Below are 19,197 nucleotides of genomic sequence, written 5' to 3'. Positions count from 1 at the left end.
CACGGTCCCGGGCCACAGGTACGTGCCGCACCGTTGGCCCGCAGGCAGCGCGCGTGAGCGGCCATGTCGTCGGACGCCTGCGGGCCGTGGGCTCTATGACGGGTGGTGCTCGGCGGCTGCTTCGTGGATCAGAGGAGCGAGTACGTCGAAGATGTCCGCGTGCCGGAAGTAGAAGTGCCCGCCGGGGAATCGGTGTGTACGGAAGGCACGTGTGGTGTGGTGCCGCCACTGTTCGATGGACGACAGGGGCACGGTGTCGGCTTCGCCGTAGAAGGCGTCGATCGGTAGGGCCAAGGGATCCTCGGCGCGAGGCCGGTGAGCGTCCAGCAAGGCGAAGTCCGAGCGCAGCGCCTTCAACGACATGGCCGTGAGGTGCGGATCGGCGGTCACGTGCTCGGGAATGCTGTCGTACGACTCGTTCAGTACGCGTATCAGCTCGCCGTCCGGCAGGGTGTGCCACGGGGCCCGTCTCAGGTGCGTGCCGGGTTCCGCGTGGGCGGAGACGATGAGCCGTCGAGGCAGTGCGCGGCCGCGGGCGCGCAGGGCCCGTGCCGTCTCGAAGGCGACCAGTGCTCCCAGGCTGTGCCCGAAGAACACGAAGGGCGGCTCGAATTCCGTCTCGTCCAGCAGCGCGGTGACGAGATCGGGCAGCCGGGTGAGTGAAGGTTCGCTGACCCGGGGGCCGCGACCCGGTGGGCAGATGCCGTACACCTGCACTCCGGGCAGCTCACGGCCCCACCGCACGTACTCGCTGGGCAGTCCCCCGGAGTGCGGGAAGCAGTACAGACGCACCAGCGGGGGCTGTTTGAGGAGTCTCCCGACAGTCCACGAGCTGCGTACGGATGCCAGTCGGCCGGTCATGGCCGCACCTCCTCTTCCTGTGTGCCGACGGCGATGCGCTCCTCGATCAGGCAGGCCAGTCGGCCCGCGTCGCCGCTCCTGATGATGTCCGCCACACTGACGGTGACCGCGAACTGCGCCCAGGCCCACGCGGCGACCTTGGTCGCGATCAGCGAATCGCCGCCCAGGTCGAAGAAGTTGTCCTCGGGCTCCACGTCCGGTAGCCCGAGGGCCCCGCCGAAGGCGTCAAGGACCGCGTCGAGCACCGTGGGACGGGGCGCGTGGGCGTCCTCCGCACGCCGAGGCGGCGCAGGCGTGGGTGTCGGCGGTGCGCCGGTGCCGCCGTCCTCGCCCGCCAGCAGCCGCGTGCGCTCGAAGGGGTAGGTGGGCAAGGGGACCCGCTGATGCCGCTCGTCGTCGTGCAGGGCCCGGACGTCGACGCGTCCTCCGGCCGCCCAGATGTGTCCGACCCCGGTCAGCAACGTGGCCACGTCCGCCTCCTCCTCCGTGGGATGCGGCGTGAGCACCACGATCGGCTGGTCCGCGTCCCGGCTCGGATGCTGCCGGGCGAGTGAGGACAGGGCACGCCCCGGACCCAGATCCACCAGCATGCTCTCCGGTGTGCCGAACAGCCTGGACAACACCGCGTCGAAGCGCACCGGCCGCCGTAGGTGCTCGGTCCAGTAGGACACCGACGTCACCTCCGACGGCTCGGACCAGTCTCCCGTCGTGTCGGAGAGGAAGGGGATCTCCGGTTTGTACAGCGGCACTTCGCGCAGAAGCTCCGCGAAGGCGGGCAGAATCGGTTCTGTCAGCGGGGAGTGCCCGGCGGTCGAGATCCGCAGCAGCCGCGTCTCCACTCCGCGCCGGGTCTGCTCCTCGACGAACCTCCGCACCCCGTCCGCCGGACCGGACACCGTGCACTGCCCGGGACCGTTGACGGCGCCCACGCTCAGCCCGGGCGGCAGCAGCCCGACCACGTCGGCGTACGGCAACCGTACCGCGGCCATGGCACCGGCGGGCACGCTGGCAAGGAGCCGCCCCCGCTCGGCCACCAGGCGCACGGCGTCAGGCGGGGTGAGGATCCCGGCCGCGCAGGCCGCCGCGTACGCGCCGAGGCTGTGACCGGTCACCGCGTCGGGCGTCAGCCCCCAGGAGCCGAGCAGGCCGGTCAGCGCGTACTGCACAGCGAAGACCGCGGGTTGTCCCACCGCGATGTCGGCGAGCCGGACGGACGCCGCGGCCGCGTCATCGCCCTCGGCGAACAGGGTGTGCCGCAGGTCGGCCCCGAGCCGGGAGGCGGCCAGCTCCGCGACCTCGTCGAGGTGACGGCGGAAGACAGGCTCCTGCGCATACAGTTCGCGGGCCATGCCCACGTGCTGACCGCCCTGGCCGGCGTAGAGGAAGACCACCGGACGGTCGTCACGGTGGGCGGTCCCGGTGCGCACCGGCCCCGCGCTCGACGTGGCCGCCGCTTCGCCGGTCTGCCGCGCCACCACGAACCGGCGGTGGGCGTGGTGGGTCCGACCGGCCCGGAGTGTCCAGCTCACGTCCGCCGGGGGTACGTCGGGATGCTCGGTGAGGAAGTCCGCGAGGCGGCCGATCGCGGCATCGGCCGCGGAGGCGGTCTTGGCGGAGACGGGCAGCAGCACATGGCTCCGCGAGGAAGCCGTCGGCTCGCGCCGCGGCGGCTCGGCCACCACCGCGTGGGCGTTGGTGCCGCCGACGCCGAGCGAGTTGACGGCCGCGATCCGGGGACGCCCGCCGTTCTCCGGCCAGGGCACGGTGGTGGCGTTGACCTGGAACGGGGAGTCGGCGAAGTCGATCGCCGGGTTGGGCTCCTCAAAGTGCAGACTGGCTGGCAGGACACCGTGCTCCACGGCGAGAACGGCCTTGATCAGACCGGTGACTCCGGCCGCCGCGTCGCTGTGACCGAGGTTGGTCTTGACCGAACCGATACGGCAGTATCCGCGCCGGTCCGTGGTCTCGCGGAAGGCCTGGGTCAGCGCCGCGACCTCGATCGGGTCGCCCAGAGCGGTGCCGGTGCCGTGGGCCTCCACATAGCCGATCTCGTCCGCCCCGACCTGGGCGACGGAGTGTGCCGCCAGGACGGCGGCCGCCTGTCCCGTCACACTGGGCGCGGTGAAGCCGATCTTGTCCCGCCCGTCGTTGTTGACGGCCGATCCCCGGATGACCGCGTGGATGTGGTCGCCCGCGGCCAGCGCGTCGGCGAGCGGACGGAGCACCACGATGCCGGCGCCGCTGGCGTTGACCGTGCCCGCTGCCGACGCGTCGAAGGCGCGGCAGTGCCCGTCCGGCGAGAGGACCCCGCCGGGTGTATGGCGGGTGCGGGGCGGGGTGGCGAGCACGGCGGTGCCGCCGGCGAGCGCGATGTCGCAGTCGCCCACGAGTAGCGCCTGGATGGCGACGTGCACGGCCACCAGCGAGGTGGAACACGCTGTCTGCACGGACACGGCGGGGCCGCTCAGACCCAGCTTGTAGGCGAGTCGGCCGCTGAGGAAGTCAGGGTCGTTGCCGTGGCTGATCTGCCAGTCGTCGACGAACGGCAGACCGTCGCCGAGGGCACGCAGGCGCTCGCCGTAGCGGGTGCTGGCTCCGCCGACGAACACGCCGGTCAGCGGCCGGTCCGCGTTGCCGTATCCGGCCCGGTCGAGTGCCTCGTGCGCCACTTCCAGGAGCACCCTCTGCTGCGGATCGATGATCAACGCGGACTGTGGCGGGTAGTCGAAGAACGGTGCGTCGAAGTCGGCGGCCCGGTCGATGACCCCGTACGCGGGGACGTAGTCGGGCTGGTCGGGCGGGGCCAGCTCGGGCAGCGGGGTGAGCAACTCCCGTGCGGCGCACAGGCTCGCCCACAAGGCGTCGACGTCCGCCGCGCCGGGGAACCGGCCGGCCATGCCGATGACCGCGACGAATCCGTCTTCTGGTGCAGTGCTGGACATCTCAGCCTTCCGATGCGGTGGCGGCGCGGGCGGGGTACGCGCCGAAGACGAAGAGGAGCGTCGCGGCGGTCTGTACCGCCACCGTCGTGGCCAGGGCCGTATCCGCCCCTGCGGCCTGCACGGTCGCTCCGGCCAGGACCCATCCGAGTGCCCCACCGGACAGCGCCACCGCGGTGGCCACGGTCAGGGTCTCCGACCGGGTCGCCGCCGGGACGCGGGTGAGGCGCACGGAGACGAGCGGTGCCCCCGACAGCCCGTTGAGCAGCCCGACCACGGCCAGGCAGCCGATCAGCTGCCCCAGGTTCAACGGCGCCAGGAGCACGAGGAAGACCAGCCCCAGGGCGACGCGTCCGGCCACCGCCAGGCGCTGGGCCGACGTGACCCGCAGCGCGGGATGGAGCAGGAGGTTTCCCAGGATCGCACCGCCGCCGAACGCGGCGAGCAGGACACCGGCCACGGACGGGGCGTCGTGGTAGCGGGCCAGTGCCAGGAGCGGCATCAGCGCGAACAGGGCCTGCCATGCCGTCTCGGCCAGCGCGAGGCCCAGTGACCAGGCCCCCAGCAGACGGTCTTTGAACAGCGCGCGCACTCCGGCGGCCAGCGCCGGCCGACGCCGGTCAGGCTGCTCGGGAGCGTCCGCCGGCAGGCATCGCCACACGATGGCGGCCGACAGGGCGAAGCTGGCGGAGTCCAGCAGCAGCACGCCGGGCGCCCGCACGGTCGACACGAGCACACCGGCGACGGCGGGACCGACGAGCATGGCGAGCCGGGTGGCCGTCTGGAGGGCCGCGTTGGCACGGCTCAGCAGGGCTTCGTCCCCGCCGAAGGAGTCCAGGACCAGCTGCTGGCTGGTGAGGTAGGGCGCGGTGCACCCTCCCACGACGAACATGACCGCCATCACCAGGGGCAACGGGAGGCAGTGGCACCAGTGGAGCAGGGGCACCAGGGCCAGCAGCGACGCGCAGAGCAGGTCCGCCGCCAGCATGGTCCGGCGCGGACCGAACCGCCCGGCGCAGTTGGAGCCGACCGCACCGATCACCGCGATGCCGACCCACTGGGCGCCCATGACAAGCCCCATGTCACCGGCCGAACCCGTCGCCTCCAGCACGAACCAGGGGATGGCCACCGCGCTGAGCTGGGTGCCGGTCATGGAGGTCAGTTCGGCGGCCACAAGACCCCGCAACCCGGGCTGCCCGCGAAGCTGCGGCACCGCCGCCTTGACGCTCATGCGGTACTCCCGTCGGGCTCGGCCACCGTGCGCGGCAAGGCCGACACGGGGCGGTCCAGGAGGGCCGGCAAGTCCGTCATCAGGCGGCCAAGCACGGCGGCAAGGTCCTGCGTGCGCGCCCGGGCCACCCGGTCGCCACGGTGAGCCACGCGGGCCGACAGGCGGTCACCGCACTGCACGAACGAGAGGGTCAGAGCTGTCTTGCCGATGTAGTCGGCGTCCTCACGCGACATGTCGACGGGGGCCAAGGGGTGTCCGCCCAGGGTCCGTTCGCGCTCTGGACGCACCTCGAACGCCAACGCGACATCGCCCCAGGGTGTGCGGCCCGGCAGGCGTGGCGGTGCCAGCCGGGCGACGACGTCGGCGAACGGCACTCCGGAGTGCGCCAGGGCGTCGACCACGGTCGAGCGCACCGCGAGCAGGACGTCGAGGACCGTGTCGTCGCCACCCTGGCTGTGGCGGAACACCACCGTGTTGAGCAGTGGACCGATCACATCGGTGTACTCGGCCCCCCGGGTACTCGTCTCGCTGGTCAGCACCAGGTCCGACCGGCCGGTCCACAGGTGCAGCGCGAGCACGGTGGCGGCGGCCGCGATCATGTACGACGACAGGCCGTACTCGGCCTGCAGCGGCCGCAGCGCCGCGGTCAGGTCGGCGGGCAACGGTACGTCGACCGCTCCGTTGGGTTCGGGCTCGTCGGGGTCGGGAAGCTCCAACCAGCAGGGTGCGCCCGCTAGTTGACGCTCCCAGTAGTCCAGCGAATCCTGGTGGTCGGCGCCGGAACGGAGCTGCGCCTCGACCGCGGCGACATCGGCGTACTGCGGCAGTCCGGCACCGGCCGCCGCGTGCGGCACGGCATCGGGCGCGTCGGCCAGCTCGGTCAGGGCCCGTACGATGCCCTGCCCGAGCTCGGCGGCACTCTCCCCCGCCACGTGCGCCCCCTGGTGGGCCAGGAGGGCGGTGACGCCGCCCTCTTGCTCGGCCACGGTCAGCGTCAACGGGAAGGCGGTGCCGCCGGCCCACACGGACTCGGCGATGAAGGGCTTCAGCGTCGCGTCGCCCAGCAGTGCCGTGCGGTCGTCACGCAGGTTCAGGTTCAGCAGGACGTCGGCGTACGGCGTCCGTCCGGGCAGGCGCGAGGGGGCCAGGTCGCGCACCACCTCCTCGAACGGGACGTCCATGTGCTCCATGGCGTCGAGCAGTTCGGCACGGAACCGGGCGAGGTACTCGGCGGGAGTCGCGCCGGGGGTGAGGTCCGAGCGCAGCACCACCGTGTTGAGGAGGGGACCGAGCACGTCCTGGGCACCCGTGCGGGCCCGGTCGGTGACCGGCACGGCGAGGGTGAGCGTGGCCTGTCCCGTCCACCGGTGCAGTGCGGTGCCCAGGGCGGCGCCGAAGAGCATGAACCAACTCGCCCCGTGGGTCTCCCGGATCCGCTTGAGCCGCTGTGTCACGGCCTCCGGCAGGTCCACGCGGACCACGCCGTCCGGCGCGCGGTCCGGCTGGGGCGGGAGGTCGAGATGGGCGGGGGCGTTTGCCAGGCGGGAGCGCCAGTGGGCGAGGCCCGCCGCGCCGTCGGTGGTCCGCTGCGGCCCGTGGGAGGCGACCTCCCGGTACTGCCGGGCCGGCGGCGCGGCCGGACGGCCGTCCCTGGCGGCGAGGTAGTAGCGCTGGAGTTCCGACAGCAGTACGGGAATCGCTCCGTCGTCGATGACGAGGTGGTGCAGACACAGCAGCAGGGCCTGGCCGCGAGCACCGAGGTCGGCGAGGGCCGCCCGGAGCGGTTCGCCCCGGGTGAGGTCGAAACGCCGTCCGGCCGCCTGGCCGAGCCACTCGGTGAGCGCCGTGTCGACGTCGGGCGCCGTGCTCAGGTCGAGGCGTTGCAGCTCCGGCCGCCAGGGCGCGACGGTCCTCTGGTACATCCCCTCCGGGTCGGCGACGAAGGCCGTGCGCAGGATCTCGTGGCCTGCGACCAGGTCGGCCAGGCTCTGGTCCAGTGCGGCAGGGTCGATCCGGCCGGTCGTCGTCCAGGCCAGGAAGACGTTGTGGGCCCGTCGTTCGTCGGACAGCTCCGCGAGCAGCAGACGCTCCTGGAACGCGAAGAGGGGCTGTCGGGTGCCGGAGGCCGGTGCGGGCGCGGGCGCGTCGGGGCCCGCGGCCCCGCCGTGGGCGTCGAGGTACGCGGCCAGATCGCTCAGGCGCGGACGATCGAACAGCTCCCGCATGCCGGGCCGTATCCCGAGGACGCGTTCCAGCCGTCCCAGCAGGCGGAAGGCGAGCAGTGAGTGACCGCCGAGGGCGAAGAAGGAGTCGTCGGGGGTCACGTCGTCGACACCGAGCAGCTCGGACCAGAGCGACGCCAGGATCCGCTCGGTACGGCTCGCGGGTCGTGTGCCGGTGCCGTTCGCGGCGGAGTCCGGCGTCGCGGGAGCCTCGGCGAGCGTGACGGCCGTCGCCCGCAGCGTCGGCACGTCGAGCTTTCCGTGAGAGGTCAGGGGAATGTGGTCGACCCGCCGGAAGAGGGACGGGACCAGGTGGGCGGGCAACTGCTCGGCGGTGTGCCGGCGCAGCTCGGCGGCGGACACCTCGGCGGACAGCCGCACCGTGGCGACCAGCCGGTCCTCGTCAGCGAGCACCACTGCCTCGGCGACCGCGGGATGGGTGCGCAGGTTCGCCTCGACCTCGCCCGGCTCGATGCGGAAGCCGCGCACCTTCACCTGGTCGTCGGCGCGGCCGAGGTACTCAAGGGCGCCGTCCGGCCGGTAGCGCACGAGGTCGCCGGTCCGGTACAGGGTCCGGCCGTCGACAGGGGACTTCACGAAGCGTTCCCCGGTCAGCTCCGGCCGGTTGAGATAGCCGTCGGCCAGGCCCGCTCCGCCGATGTACAGCTCCCCCACCGCTCCGACCGGCAGCAGCCGGGAGCCGGTGTGCCGGTCGAGCACCAGCAGCGTCGTCGTCGGCAAGGGGGTGCCGATGACGCTGGCGCCGGTCTCGATGTCCGTTTCGTCGACGGTGTGCACGCTGGCGTACACGGTGGTCTCGGTCGGGCCGTACATGTTGACCAGGCGCACGTGGGGGAACCGGCGCACCCATGGCCGGAGGGTGGCGGGACGCAGGGCCTCACCGGCGAGGATGACGTGCCGCAGACGGCTCAAGGCGCCCGACGGTGCTTCGAGCGTCAGCAGCCGGGAGAAGGCGCTGGGCGTCTGGCACACCACGGTGACGCCCTCGCGCCGCAGCAGCTCCCAGAACAACCAGGGGTCGTCCGCCTCCTCGTCGGTCACGACGATCAGACGTCCGCCGTGGGAGAGACAGGCGAACATCTCCCACACCGACACGTCGAAGGTGTAGGCGTGGAACATGGTCCACACGTCCAGTTCCGAGAAGGAGAACGGGAACCGGTCGTTGCGCAGCAGCCGCACGAGGTTGCGGTGGCTGATCACGACCCCCTTGGGCAGGCCGGTGGTGCCCGAGGTGTAGATGCAGTAGGCGGGGGTGTCCAGGTGCACCACCGGCAGGTCGCACGCGTCCGCCTCCGCGGCCACAGCGGTGTCCAGGACCACGCCGGTGAAGTCACCCAGCCCTTCGTGGCGGTCGGTGGTCTCGGGGACCAGGACCCACTGGACCTCGGCGTCCGAGAGGACCAGTCGGACGCGCCCGGCCGGATACGCGGGGTCGATCGGGAGGTAGGCCGCCCCGGCAAGGAGGACGGACAGGACGGAGACGACCTGCTCGGCTCCGCGCGGCAGCAGCAGCGCGACCAGGTCTCCCGGGCGGACTCCGGCCGCCACGAGCCCGCGGGCCCGCTGTTCGGCGCGGTCGAGGAGTTCGCCGTAGGTGACGTCGTGTCCGTGGGCGGTGAGAGCGACCGCGTCGGGGCGGGCCGCCGCGCGCTGCCGCACCAGCTCGGTGACCGGGGTGTCGGGGTACCGGGCGGCGGTGTCGTTCCACACGGTGGTCTGTGTGTGCCGTTCGACGTCCGTCAGCGGTTCGGCGGCCGCCAAGGGGCGTTCGGGGTCCTCGGTGAGGGCGGTGACCATCCGCACGTAGTGCTCCGCGGCGGCGGCCATCTGGTCGTGGTCGAACCGGCGCGTGTCGAACGCGAGTCGGCCGGTGTGGCCTCCGTCGGCGGGGCGGAGCAACAGATGTACGGAGGGACGGCCGGGCACGGCCGGTGCGTCGGCGTACGAGAACGCCGCGTCGGCCACCGGGGCCGGGTCCGGAGTGCGGGTGCGGACGTCACGCAGCAGGTCGGCGAAGGACTTCGCCGCTGCGGGCCGCAGCCGGATGACGCGGCCGTCGCACGCCACGGCCAGGTCCTGCCGACCGGTGTACCAGCCGAGCAGCGCGGCCCAGGAGGCGAGGAGCACGTCGCGGACGGTGCTCCCCGAGTTCCGGGCGACGGCCGCCAGGGCGGGGGTGTCGGCCACGGTGAAGGTGACCTCGCCGATGCCCGTCCCGGGCAGCTCGGGCCGTCGTACCGGCAGGTCCAGGGCCTCCGGCGGCGCGGCAGGTGCCGCGTGCTCACGGCGGCCGGTGTAGGCCGTGTCGAGGTCGCGCAGGAAGACGTCCAGGGAGGCCGCGTCCCACACCAGGTGGTGCAGGCAGAGGAAGAAGACCTGGTCGCCTCCGGCGTACAGGAGGGCGGCGCGCAGCAGGCGTCCGGACTCCGGCAGGAACTCGCGGTGGGATTCGGCGTACAGCCAGTCGTCGAGCTCCTCCGCCGTGGCCCCACCCAGGTCGACGCGGGTCAGCTCCGGCTCCCACGGCTCACCCACCACTTGCCACAACTCGTCCCCGCGCTGCCGGAAGGCGGTGCGCAGGATCTCGTGGCGGGCCACCACGTCGGCGAGGGCGAGCCGCAGGGCGTCGGCGTCGAGGCCGCCGCCCCTGATCCGCCAGGCCATCGGCACGTTGTAGAGCACTTCGCCCGGCGCCATCAGTCCGGCCAGCCACATGCCGTACTGGACACCGGAGGCCGGGGCCTCCCGGCTCGCGGGCGGCACGGACGGCGTGGACGGCGCGGTCGGAGGGAGGACGTGGTCGGTGAACTCGTCAAGGTAGGGGTGGTCGAAGAGGGCACGGATCGAGACGTCGGTGCCGAAGCGCTGGGAGACGGCCAGGACGAGCGATTCGGCCAGGAGCGAGTGGCCTCCGAGCTCGAAGAAGGAGTCGGCGGGTGTGATGTCGTCGACACCGAGCACGTCGCGCCAGACGGCGACCATGTCGTCCAGACGGCCGTCCTCGCCGGATCGCGGCGTCGGAGCGGCAGGTACCGGCGCGGCGGTGGCGGGCGGCACGACCGCGTCGGCGGCGACCGCGATCACGGACCGTCCCGGGTCGGCGGCGATGTCGCGCAGCATCTCCAGGTAGTCGGCCGCCATGGCGCTCACCCGGGTCGGTCCCACGGCACCGGTGGGGTCCTTCCACAGCAGATGGGTGCCGGCGCTGTCCTCGCGCACCATGAGGGCGAGCGGGAACCCCGCGCTGCTCTCCATGCCGAGCAGGCTGAGCCGGGCACGGGAACGCTCGGTGCGCAGTTCCACGTGCTGCACGTCGACGCCGTCACGCAGCCCGGCATGCCAGAACTGGAACACCGTCTGCAGAGTGTCGGCCTGCGCCTGGGGGCCAGTCGCCCCAGTGGCGCGGAGAATGGCCGGCAGCGGCAGGTCACCGTGGGCCATCGCCTCCTTGACCCGCTTGCGTACCCGCAGGACGAGGTCGGCGTAGCTGTCGCACGCGGCCACCTCGACCCGGACGGGCAGGGTGTTGACGAAATAGCCGACGGTGTCCTTCACCGCCTCCAGGGTCCGGCCGTGGAAGGGCACGAACACGAGGACCTCGTCGGCTCCGCTGTGCCGGCGCAGCAGTGCGCAGTAGGCCGCGAGGAGGACACTGGTGTAGCTCACACCAAGGGCACGGGCCTGATCGCGCAGCGGACCGGCGAGGTCGGGCGGCACCTGCCCGTCGAGCGCGACGTACTGCGGCTCGTCGACGGTGGCGGGCAGTGCGAACGGCCGATCCGTGGGCCGCAGCGCCGCACGCCAGTAGTCGCGGTGCGCGTCTCCCTCGGGGGAGTCCGCGAGACGGCGGGACCGTTCGGCGAAGGCCCTCTGGGCGGCGACGTCGCTGCCGGGCGTCAGTCGGCCCCCGGCGTACGCACGCGCCAGCGCGTCGATGGTCACCAGCGCCGACGCCCCGTCGTGGACGATGTGGTGCACCGCGACGAGCAGCACGGTCCAGCCCTGGCCGCGGATCACGTCGACGCGTGCCAGGGGCCCCTGCCACAGGTCGAACGGCCGCTGCCACACCCTTCGTACGGCGTCATCGCGTTCCAGCGTCGTCTCGTGCTCGCGCACCGGGATCGGCGGGGCGTCCGCCCAGTCCAGTACCGGGCCGTCGTCGGTCTTCACGACGCGGCCGCGCAGTTGGGGATAGGCCTGCCCGACCGCCTCGACCGCGGACCGCAGCCGCGCCGCATCGAGGTCGCCGCTGACCGCGTACGGCGTCGGGATGATGTGGATCCACTGCTGCGGATCGAGCCGCCAGGCCAGCCACATGGCTTCCTGGCCGACCGACAGGGGCACTTGCTGATGGGTGGTCACGTCGTGCGCTCCCTGTTCCTGTCGCTCTGGTCCCGGTCGTCGGGTAACTCGGTGGCTTCGCCGGTACGGGGGCCCGCCAGCCACGCCGCGGCGGCCTGGGCATGAGGGGCGGCATCCGGGGTGTCAAGGCGGTGCAGCAGGTCCGCGACGCGGTGCCGAGCCTCGGTGCAGTGCACGTCGGCGACGGCGAGTGCCGAGGAGTCACCCGCCTCAGCCGAGGTGGCCGCGCGGGCCAGGACCAGGGCGCAGACCATGAGTTCCCGGGCGACGCCCGTGAGCCGGATGAGCGTCGGCTCGTCCTCCAGCAGGGCGTCCTTGTCCGGGTGCGCCCGCGCGAGCGTCAGGCAGCGCCGCCCGAACGCGTGGACCTGATCGGCCACCCATCGCAGGTGCCCGGCATTGCGTCCGGTGAGCCGTGGATCGGTCACGTCGCCCGGGGCCGCCGGTGACAGCAGCTCGTCGGCATGAGCGGGCTCAGGATAGTAGTAGGACAGGATCGACATGCGCGCTATCCAGTTGTCGATCTGGAAGTCCACGCCTCCGGCCACCCGGACATTGCGGATGTCGCGCATGAGCCGCTCCAGCGGCCAGGCAGGGGCCCCGCGCCGCGCCTTGCTCGCCGAGGTCTCGTATCCCTCGCCGCCCAGCAACGCCATGGTGCGGTCGACGACCTGCCAGCCCAGCAGCGAGGTCGCGTTCTTGGCCATGTTCTGCTCGAAGCGCACGTTGAGCGCCGCGCCCTGGTCCTCCGGCAGCAGGCACCACTGGCACACCGTCTCGATCGCGAAGGTGTCGGCGAGGGTCCGCGCGACCTGTGCCTGGATCTCGCGGTGGTCGCCCAGCGGGCGCCCGTCGATCGTGCGCCGGTTCACGAACTCACGGCTCCAGTCGGCGCAGAGCCTGGCGGCCGCGAGCGAGGGCGCACCCATGTGGTGCAGGCGTCCCCGGGTGACCAGTCGGCTCGTCGTCTGCGTCATCCGCACCTGGTGCGCGGTGTCCGGCTCGACCAGCATGTGTTCCCGGGGCACCCGGACGTCGTCGAAACGGAACCATCCGTTGGGAAAGCCCCGGATGCCCATGTACTCGTGCCAGGCCCCGGCCGTGACACCGGGGGCGTCGGTGGGTACGAAGAACTCGCGTATCACCTCCCGGCCGTCCGTCCGGACCGTCGCCGAGACGCCGACGAGCTCCGCGACAGGCGCGTGCCCTGCGAACAGCTTGACGCCGTTGAGCAGATAGGCGGCTCCACCGTCGACGGGGGTCGCCGTCGTGCTGCGGGCCTGGTTGCCGGCGCCTTCCGGTTCGGTGTCCGCACTGGCGCTGAACCCGCCGGCCGCGGCGTGGCCCCGCACCAGGTCGCGCAGCGCCGCCGGGAGCGGCAGCGTGGCGAAGGCACCCGTGCCCAGGGTGTTCTCCAGGGCGAGCGACATGGCCACGGGCATGCACCAGCGCGCCGCCGTCTCGACCACCCGGAAGAGGTTGAAGTGCGACAGCGCAGGGCCGTCGGCCTCGGCGTCGGCCTGGAGCCTGAAGTACCCGCGTTTGGCGAGCTCCGGCAGGAAGTCCTCCGGCAGCCGCCCTTCCCGGTCCGCCAGGTCCGGGTCGATCCGGTCGCGCAACAGGGCCGACAGCTCCTCGACGAACGCGTCTCCGTGTGCCCGGTCGGCCGCCGTCTGCGCCGGGAAGTCCCGGATCAGGTCCCAGCGGAACCTGCCTTGGTACAACTCCTCCAGGAATCCGACCTGTTCGGGGTCGCTGATCGCGTTGCGCGTGGGCTGCGGCGCGGGGGCTTCCCTGCCCTGCGGCCCACGCGCGGCGAGCGCGCGTCGGTCGGTCTTGCCGGAGGGATTCAGCGGCAGCTCCGCGAGCCGCACGAACCGGCTTGGCACCATGTGCCTCGGCAGCGCCTCGGCGAGGTGTCCGGCGAGCCGCGCGGCGGTCACGTCCTCGTCCGCGACGTAGTAGGCGGTCAGCATGGGTCCGCCGACCCGGCTGCTCCCGCACACGACGGCGGCGTCCCGTACGTCCCGCAGGCGGCGCAGGGCCGTCTCGATCTCCCCCAGCTCGATGCGGAAGCCATTGATCTTCACCTGGTCGTCGGCGCGGCCTGCGAAGCAGAAGACGTCGTCGGCGGTCCGGGTGGCGAGGTCGCCGCTGCGGTAGTAGCGGCGGGGACCGCGGGGCGGGAGCGTCAGCGTCCTGAAGCGCTCCGCGGTCAGTTCGGGAAGACCGAGATATCCGGCCGCGACTCCGGCTCCGGCCACCCAGATCTCGCCCGTCTCGCCCGGCCGGACCGGACGGTCGTGCTCGTTCAGTACCGCGATCTCCCAGCCGTCCAGCGGTCGGCCGAGGTCGCGGTCGAAGCCGGTCGACGCGGGTGCGTCGATCTCCTCGGGCGTCAGGACGCGGGAGGAGACGAACACCGTCGTCTCGGTGATGCCGTAGGTGTTGACGAACTCGCAGTCGCGGCTGACCGTCTCCCGCCACCGTCGGATGTCACCGGCGTCGACCGACTCCCCGCCGAAGATGATCCGCCGCACGCTCTCGGGGCGCGGTTCCTCCTTGCCCGCGGCGGCGACGACGTGCCGGAAGACCGACGGCACGATGCTCACCACGGTCGCCTTCTCCCGCACCAGCAGGTCCACCGTGGCGCGGGGGGACGACGCGACGTGCGTCGGCACGATCACCAGGCATCCGCCGGTGGCCAGCGCTCCCCACATCTCCCACACGGAGAAGTCGAAGCTGTACGAGTGGAACAGGGTCCACACGTCGTCCGGGGTGACGGTGTGGCGCGCGCAGAACGACGTCACCATGGCGGCGACGTTCGCGCACGGCACCTCGACCCCCTTGGGGCGGCCGGTCGTTCCGGAGGTGTAGATCACGTAGGCGATGGCCTCCGGGTCCGTCGGGACGTCCGCGGCGGGTTCGGCGGCCTCCTCGACGCGGGGCGGCGCCGCCGTCCGGTCGAGGCGCAGTTCCGGCACACCGGCGAGGACCTCGGGCAGGTCCTGGTCCGAGACGATCAGGGACAGCGCGCTGTCCGCCGCCACGAAGCCGAGGCGTTGCGCGGGATAGGCCGGGTCCAGCGGGACGTACGTGTGACCGGCCGCGGAGACCGCCAGGACGCCGGTCAGCACGTCGGCCGTGCGCCGCAGGTGCAGCCCGATCCGCTGCCCGGGGGCCGGGCAGTGGTGGCGCAGCGCTGCGGCCAGCGCCGTGCTGCGGCGCAGCAACTGCTCGTAGGTGAGTGATCCGTGTTCGTCACGGACCGCTGTCCGTTCGGGGTTCGCACGTGCCTGCCGGGTGAATAACGCGTACAGCTGGTTCAAGGGGGTGTACCAATCGTTGTGAGGGGGGTGGGGCGAAGGGGGATCACAGAGCGAGGCGGACGCGCAGGTGCCGCAGCCATGCGTCGAGTTGCAGCACCATCTCCACGTCCGCCCGGCCCAGCCAGCCGCCCCGGTCCAAGAGGCGGGGCGTCGTGACGTACCGCTGCGCGTGCTCGCGGTCCAGCAGCGTGTGCACGGGAGCGGAGGGGTCGTCGAGCAGCGTCCGCAACCTCTCCACGAGGGACTGCTTGTAGCCGCGGTCGTAGGTGATCGGGTAGGGCACCTTCCGGCGGCTCAGCACCGAGGGCGGGACGAGGGGCGCGCCGAGGGCCCGCAGGAGGCTCTTCTCGCGGCCGTCGAAGGACTTCCACCGCGCCGGAACGTTGTACAGGAGGGTGAACAGCCGGTGGTCGGCGAAGGGGAAGCGCAGCTGGAGACCCGCGGCGGCGCTCATCCGTTCCGAGTGGAGCACGGTCTGCTCCAGCAGCCGCGTGGCCGTCAGGTAGTCCGTCTGCCGCCCCAGACGGTCGACCGGGTCTTCCCCCGGCACCTGGGGAACCTCTTCCAGCGCCTCGGCGAAGCGGCTGTCGACGTACCCCGCGATATCGATGTCATGCAGTACCTCGGCTCGCAGCAGGCCCGTGCCGAGCCCATGAGGCATGCCCATGGCGCGTGCCCGCGCGATCCACGGAAACGTGGTGAGCACCTGCTTGTCGTCGGCCTCCGGTCCCAGGCCGCCGAACATCGCGTCCGCGCCCTCGCCGCTCAGGGCGACCGGTGTCCTGCGGCCCACGTGCCCGCTGAAGAGGTACGGGGTGATGTTCTTGTCCCCGAACGGCGTCGGCCAGTCCTTGGCCAGGAGCGATTCGGTGAGGGTGTCGGGCCGCGACAGCAGGTCCGGCTCGATGGTGACGCGCTCGTGGTCGCAACTCCAGAACCGCACCACCTCCTCGGCATACGGCAGGTCCGGTACGGCCGACGCCGTCCCGCCGAAGGAGACGGTGAACGTCCGCGGTGGTCGGCCGACGGCCTCGGCCACCAGACCGGTCAGCACGCTGGAGTCGAGACCGCCCGACAGCAGCACGGCGGGATCCGCGTCCCCGAGGTCGTCGTGAACCACCTCGTCGAGCAGCTTCCGCACCCGGCGGATCGTTTCCTCGCGGGACTCCGTGTGCGGGAACGCCTCCAGCGACCAGTACGGCTGTCGCCGCTCACCGGCGGCCGAGAAGCGCACCGTGGAGCCGGGCGGTATCTCCCGCATCCCGCGCAGAGCGCCGTGTCCCGGACTGCGCAGCTGGGTCAGCAGCGCGCTGAGCCCGGCGCCGTCGAGTTCCACCGGGACGCCCGGATGTGCCGCCAGCGCCCCGGCCTCGGACGCGAACACCACACCGTCGTCCTGCCGTACGTAGGAGAGCGGCTTGATGCCCAACCGGTCGCGTCCCAGGACCAGTTCTCCGGTGCGGCCGTCCCAGACGGCGAACGCGAAGGCGCCCTGCCACCGTTCGGCCGCCACCTCGTTCTCGGCCAAGTAGCCGTCGAGCAGTGTCTGGGCGGGGTTCCGGCTTCCGTGTATGTAGCCGTCCACGACTACCACGACAGGGTGTCCGGTCCCCCGCGACGCCAGGGGGCCGTTCCCCCGCGCCGGTTCGCCTCCGGCGGCCAGGACCGCGTGCTCGGACGTCCACGATCGGTGCGGGCCGCCGCGTCGGCTGCTCTCCACCATCGCCGCGACCGCGGCCGGACCGGTCCGGTCAAGACCTCCCCGGTGGGTCCACCATCCGAAGACTGCGGACATGAGTGCCCCCTCCCTTATCCTCGGTTGTGCCGTCAGTTCTGACCGTCCGGTGCCCGGCCGGTGCGTGCGCCACGGACTCAGCCGGCCGCACGACGGCGCCGGATCGCCCGGCGCACCCGCCGCTCCGGTGCCGCTGGGCCCGGAACCGACTCGGCCAGATGAGTGGCGAGTTGGGCGATCGTCGGATGCTCGAACAGGGTCAGCAAGCCGACTTGGTCGGTCCGGAACGCGTTGACGCGGGCGAGCACGGCCGCCAGCGAGCCCGACGTTCCGCCGACGTCGAAGAAGCTGTCGCGGACCCCGATGTCATCGGTCCCCAGCACCTCCCGCCAGATGTCCAGCAGCCGGGACTCCAACGCGGAGCGTGGGTCGGCCAGCGGCTCGCGCCGTACGTGGCGCCCGGGGTCGGGCAGAGCGCCCCGGTCCAGCTTCCCGTTCCTGGTCACCGGCAGTTCAGGGACCGCCACCAGCGTGGCGGGCAGCAAGTGTGCCGCCAGCCGCTCCGACAGGTGTGCGCGCAGGTCCGTCGGCACCCGCGTCCCGCCGTCGTGCAGGACCACATAACCCACCAGCCTCCGGCCGCCGGCGGGGTCCTGGTGCACCGCGACCGCCGCGAGGGCGACCAGAGGGTGCGCCGACAGGGCCGCCTCCACCTGTGCCGGTTCGATCCGGTGGCCGTTGACCTTGACCTGATCGTCCATGCGGCCCAGGACTTCCACGGCGCCGTCCGGTCGGCGGCGGGCCCGGTCGCCCGTACGGTGCATCAGCGCGCCGGGCACTGTGGCGAACGGATCCGGAAGGAACCTCTGGGCGGTCTCCGCGGGCCTGCCGAGGTAGCCCGTCGCCACACCGGCACCGCCGATGTACAGCTCTCCCTCGCTGCTGTCGGACACCAGCCGCAGGTTCGGATCGAGAACGTATGCCGTCGCACCAACGATCGGGCGGCCCACGGCGACGACCTCTGTGTCGGCGTCCGCGTCGACCCGGTGCACCAGCGAGGTAATGGTGGTCTCGGTCAGTCCGTACGCGTTCACCAACGCGACATCGGTCGACCCGCACCATGCGACCGCGGCAGACGCGTCCACCCCTTCGCTGCCGATGACGACCAGCCGCAGCCGCGGGGGCGGCGGGCCGCCGTCCCGGCCGGCGCTCCACTGCTGCCAGTACCCGGACGGCAGGTTGGCGACGGTGATCCGCCCGTCGGCCAGTACGCGGGTCAGGTCCCGGGGGGCGGGAGGATCGGGGCACAGGACGACGCAGCCGCCGGCCACCAGGGTGGGAAAGATCTCCTCGGCCGCCACGTCGAACCCGATGGTGGCGAACTGGAGGACTCGGTCGTCGGAGGTCAGCCCGAAGGACCGCGCCATCTCTCCGGCGTGATGGGCCAGGGCGCGGTGGGGCACGACCACGCCCTTGGGCTCCCCCGTCGTCCCCGAGGTGAAGACGACGTACGCCGGGTCGACCGGCCGCGCGGGAGGATGGTCGGCATCGTGGCGGTCCGAGGGCTGCTCGGGCGGCACGACGGTGACATCCGGCGCCCCGTCCAGCCGGTGCCGCAGCGAGTCGGCGCAGAGCACGAACCGGCTGCCCGCCGCGGCCATCAGCCGCGCGATCTGGGCAGGAGAGTTACGAGGGTCGAGAGGGAGGTAGGCGGCTCCCGATCGCAGGACGCCGAGCAGCGCCGGAACGAAGTCCAGGTCGGCGTGGGTCAGTATCCCGACCACGTCCCCAGGACTTGCTCCGGCGGCCATTAACTCCGCGGCTAACGCGCCGGATCGATGCCCCAGTTCGGCATAGGTCAGCGTGCGGCCGTTCAGATCCAGGGCTGTGGCATGCGGCTGCCGGGCCGTACGGCGGCTGATTGCCTCCAGCAGAGTGGACGGCATGGATCCATACCCTTCTTGGTGGGTTGATCGCGGTCATGCGCAGGCTCGGGACACCTAGGGGTGACCCCTTCGCGACGCAGCGTTGCGCCACGGCCTGCGACCACAACCTGACCCAGGGCAATCAACAAGTGATCAACAACTGCTCACCGCAGCCGAGATCCGGCCGCAGCGCTCAATCTGTGGCTGATCACAGCCCCCTGACCGGCCGTCATCTGGCGCTGTATGGCGGTGGGTTGCTGTGGTTCACCCCCCGCCTTCCGGCACCGGCCCCTGCTCACCGTGTGGCTTCAGGGTGGCGTGAGGGTATCGAGCTGTGCGGCCAGGTCGGGGTGCGTGGCGGCCAGGTGGGGGCGGGTGCTCCTGAGGGGGCGGATGAGCTCGGCGGGGTCGTCGTGGGCGAGGGCCGCGTGGAGCTGGCCGAGCGGGAGGTGGGCCGTGGCGGGCAGGTCGGTGAGGGCGGTGATTTGTCCGGCGAGGCGGCGTAGGTCGGCGGCGTTGTGGCGGGCCCAGGTGGCGGTGGCGCGGTGGGCGGCTCTGGCCTGGCGGGTGGC

7 protein-coding genes and 1 pseudogene are annotated in these 19,197 nt (G+C 72.3%); all 8 read right to left on the bottom strand.

Annotation, left to right across the window (positions count from 1 at the left end; genetic code table 11):
- Positions 1-93: 93 nt before the first annotated feature.
- Positions 94-861, bottom strand: a complete 768-nt coding sequence (locus ACIG3E_RS36605; protein ID WP_399624601.1) for a thioesterase II family protein — start codon at positions 859-861, stop codon at positions 94-96.
- Positions 858-3,803, bottom strand: coding sequence for a type I polyketide synthase (locus ACIG3E_RS36600; protein ID WP_399624599.1), 2,946 nt, complete (start codon positions 3,801-3,803; stop codon positions 858-860). The genes ACIG3E_RS36605 and ACIG3E_RS36600 overlap by 4 nt, the downstream gene beginning before the upstream one ends.
- 1 nt (position 3,804) lies before the next feature.
- Positions 3,805-5,031: an MFS transporter gene (locus ACIG3E_RS36595; RefSeq protein WP_399624597.1), complete on the bottom strand. Its 1,227-nt coding sequence runs from the start codon at positions 5,029-5,031 to the stop codon at positions 3,805-3,807.
- Positions 5,028-11,636, bottom strand: coding sequence for an amino acid adenylation domain-containing protein (locus ACIG3E_RS36590; RefSeq protein WP_399624594.1), 6,609 nt, complete (start codon positions 11,634-11,636; stop codon positions 5,028-5,030). The genes ACIG3E_RS36595 and ACIG3E_RS36590 overlap by 4 nt, the downstream gene beginning before the upstream one ends.
- Entirely contained in the window at positions 11,633-14,965 is a 3,333-nt protein-coding gene (locus ACIG3E_RS36585; RefSeq protein WP_399624592.1) for an amino acid adenylation domain-containing protein, read from the bottom strand. Before ACIG3E_RS36585 ends, ACIG3E_RS36590 begins: the two co-directional genes overlap by 4 nt.
- 43 nt (positions 14,966-15,008) lie before the next feature.
- Positions 15,009-16,550, bottom strand: coding sequence for an asparagine synthetase B family protein (locus ACIG3E_RS36580; protein ID WP_399624590.1), 1,542 nt, complete (start codon positions 16,548-16,550; stop codon positions 15,009-15,011).
- A gap of 287 nt (positions 16,551-16,837) precedes the next feature.
- On the bottom strand, positions 16,838-18,646 hold the full coding sequence (locus ACIG3E_RS36575) for an amino acid adenylation domain-containing protein (protein WP_399624588.1): 1,809 nt from the start codon (positions 18,644-18,646) through the stop codon (positions 16,838-16,840).
- 287 nt (positions 18,647-18,933) lie between these two features.
- A pseudogene (locus ACIG3E_RS36570) lies at positions 18,934-19,197 on the bottom strand (type III effector protein); the annotation flags it as partial.

This window comes from Streptomyces sp. NPDC053474, from assembly GCF_044544845.1.
Lineage (GTDB): Bacteria > Actinomycetota > Actinomycetes > Streptomycetales > Streptomycetaceae > Streptomyces.
The sequence above is the reverse complement of the archived record's forward strand: the minus strand, read 5'-3'. Positions and strand labels throughout refer to the sequence as shown.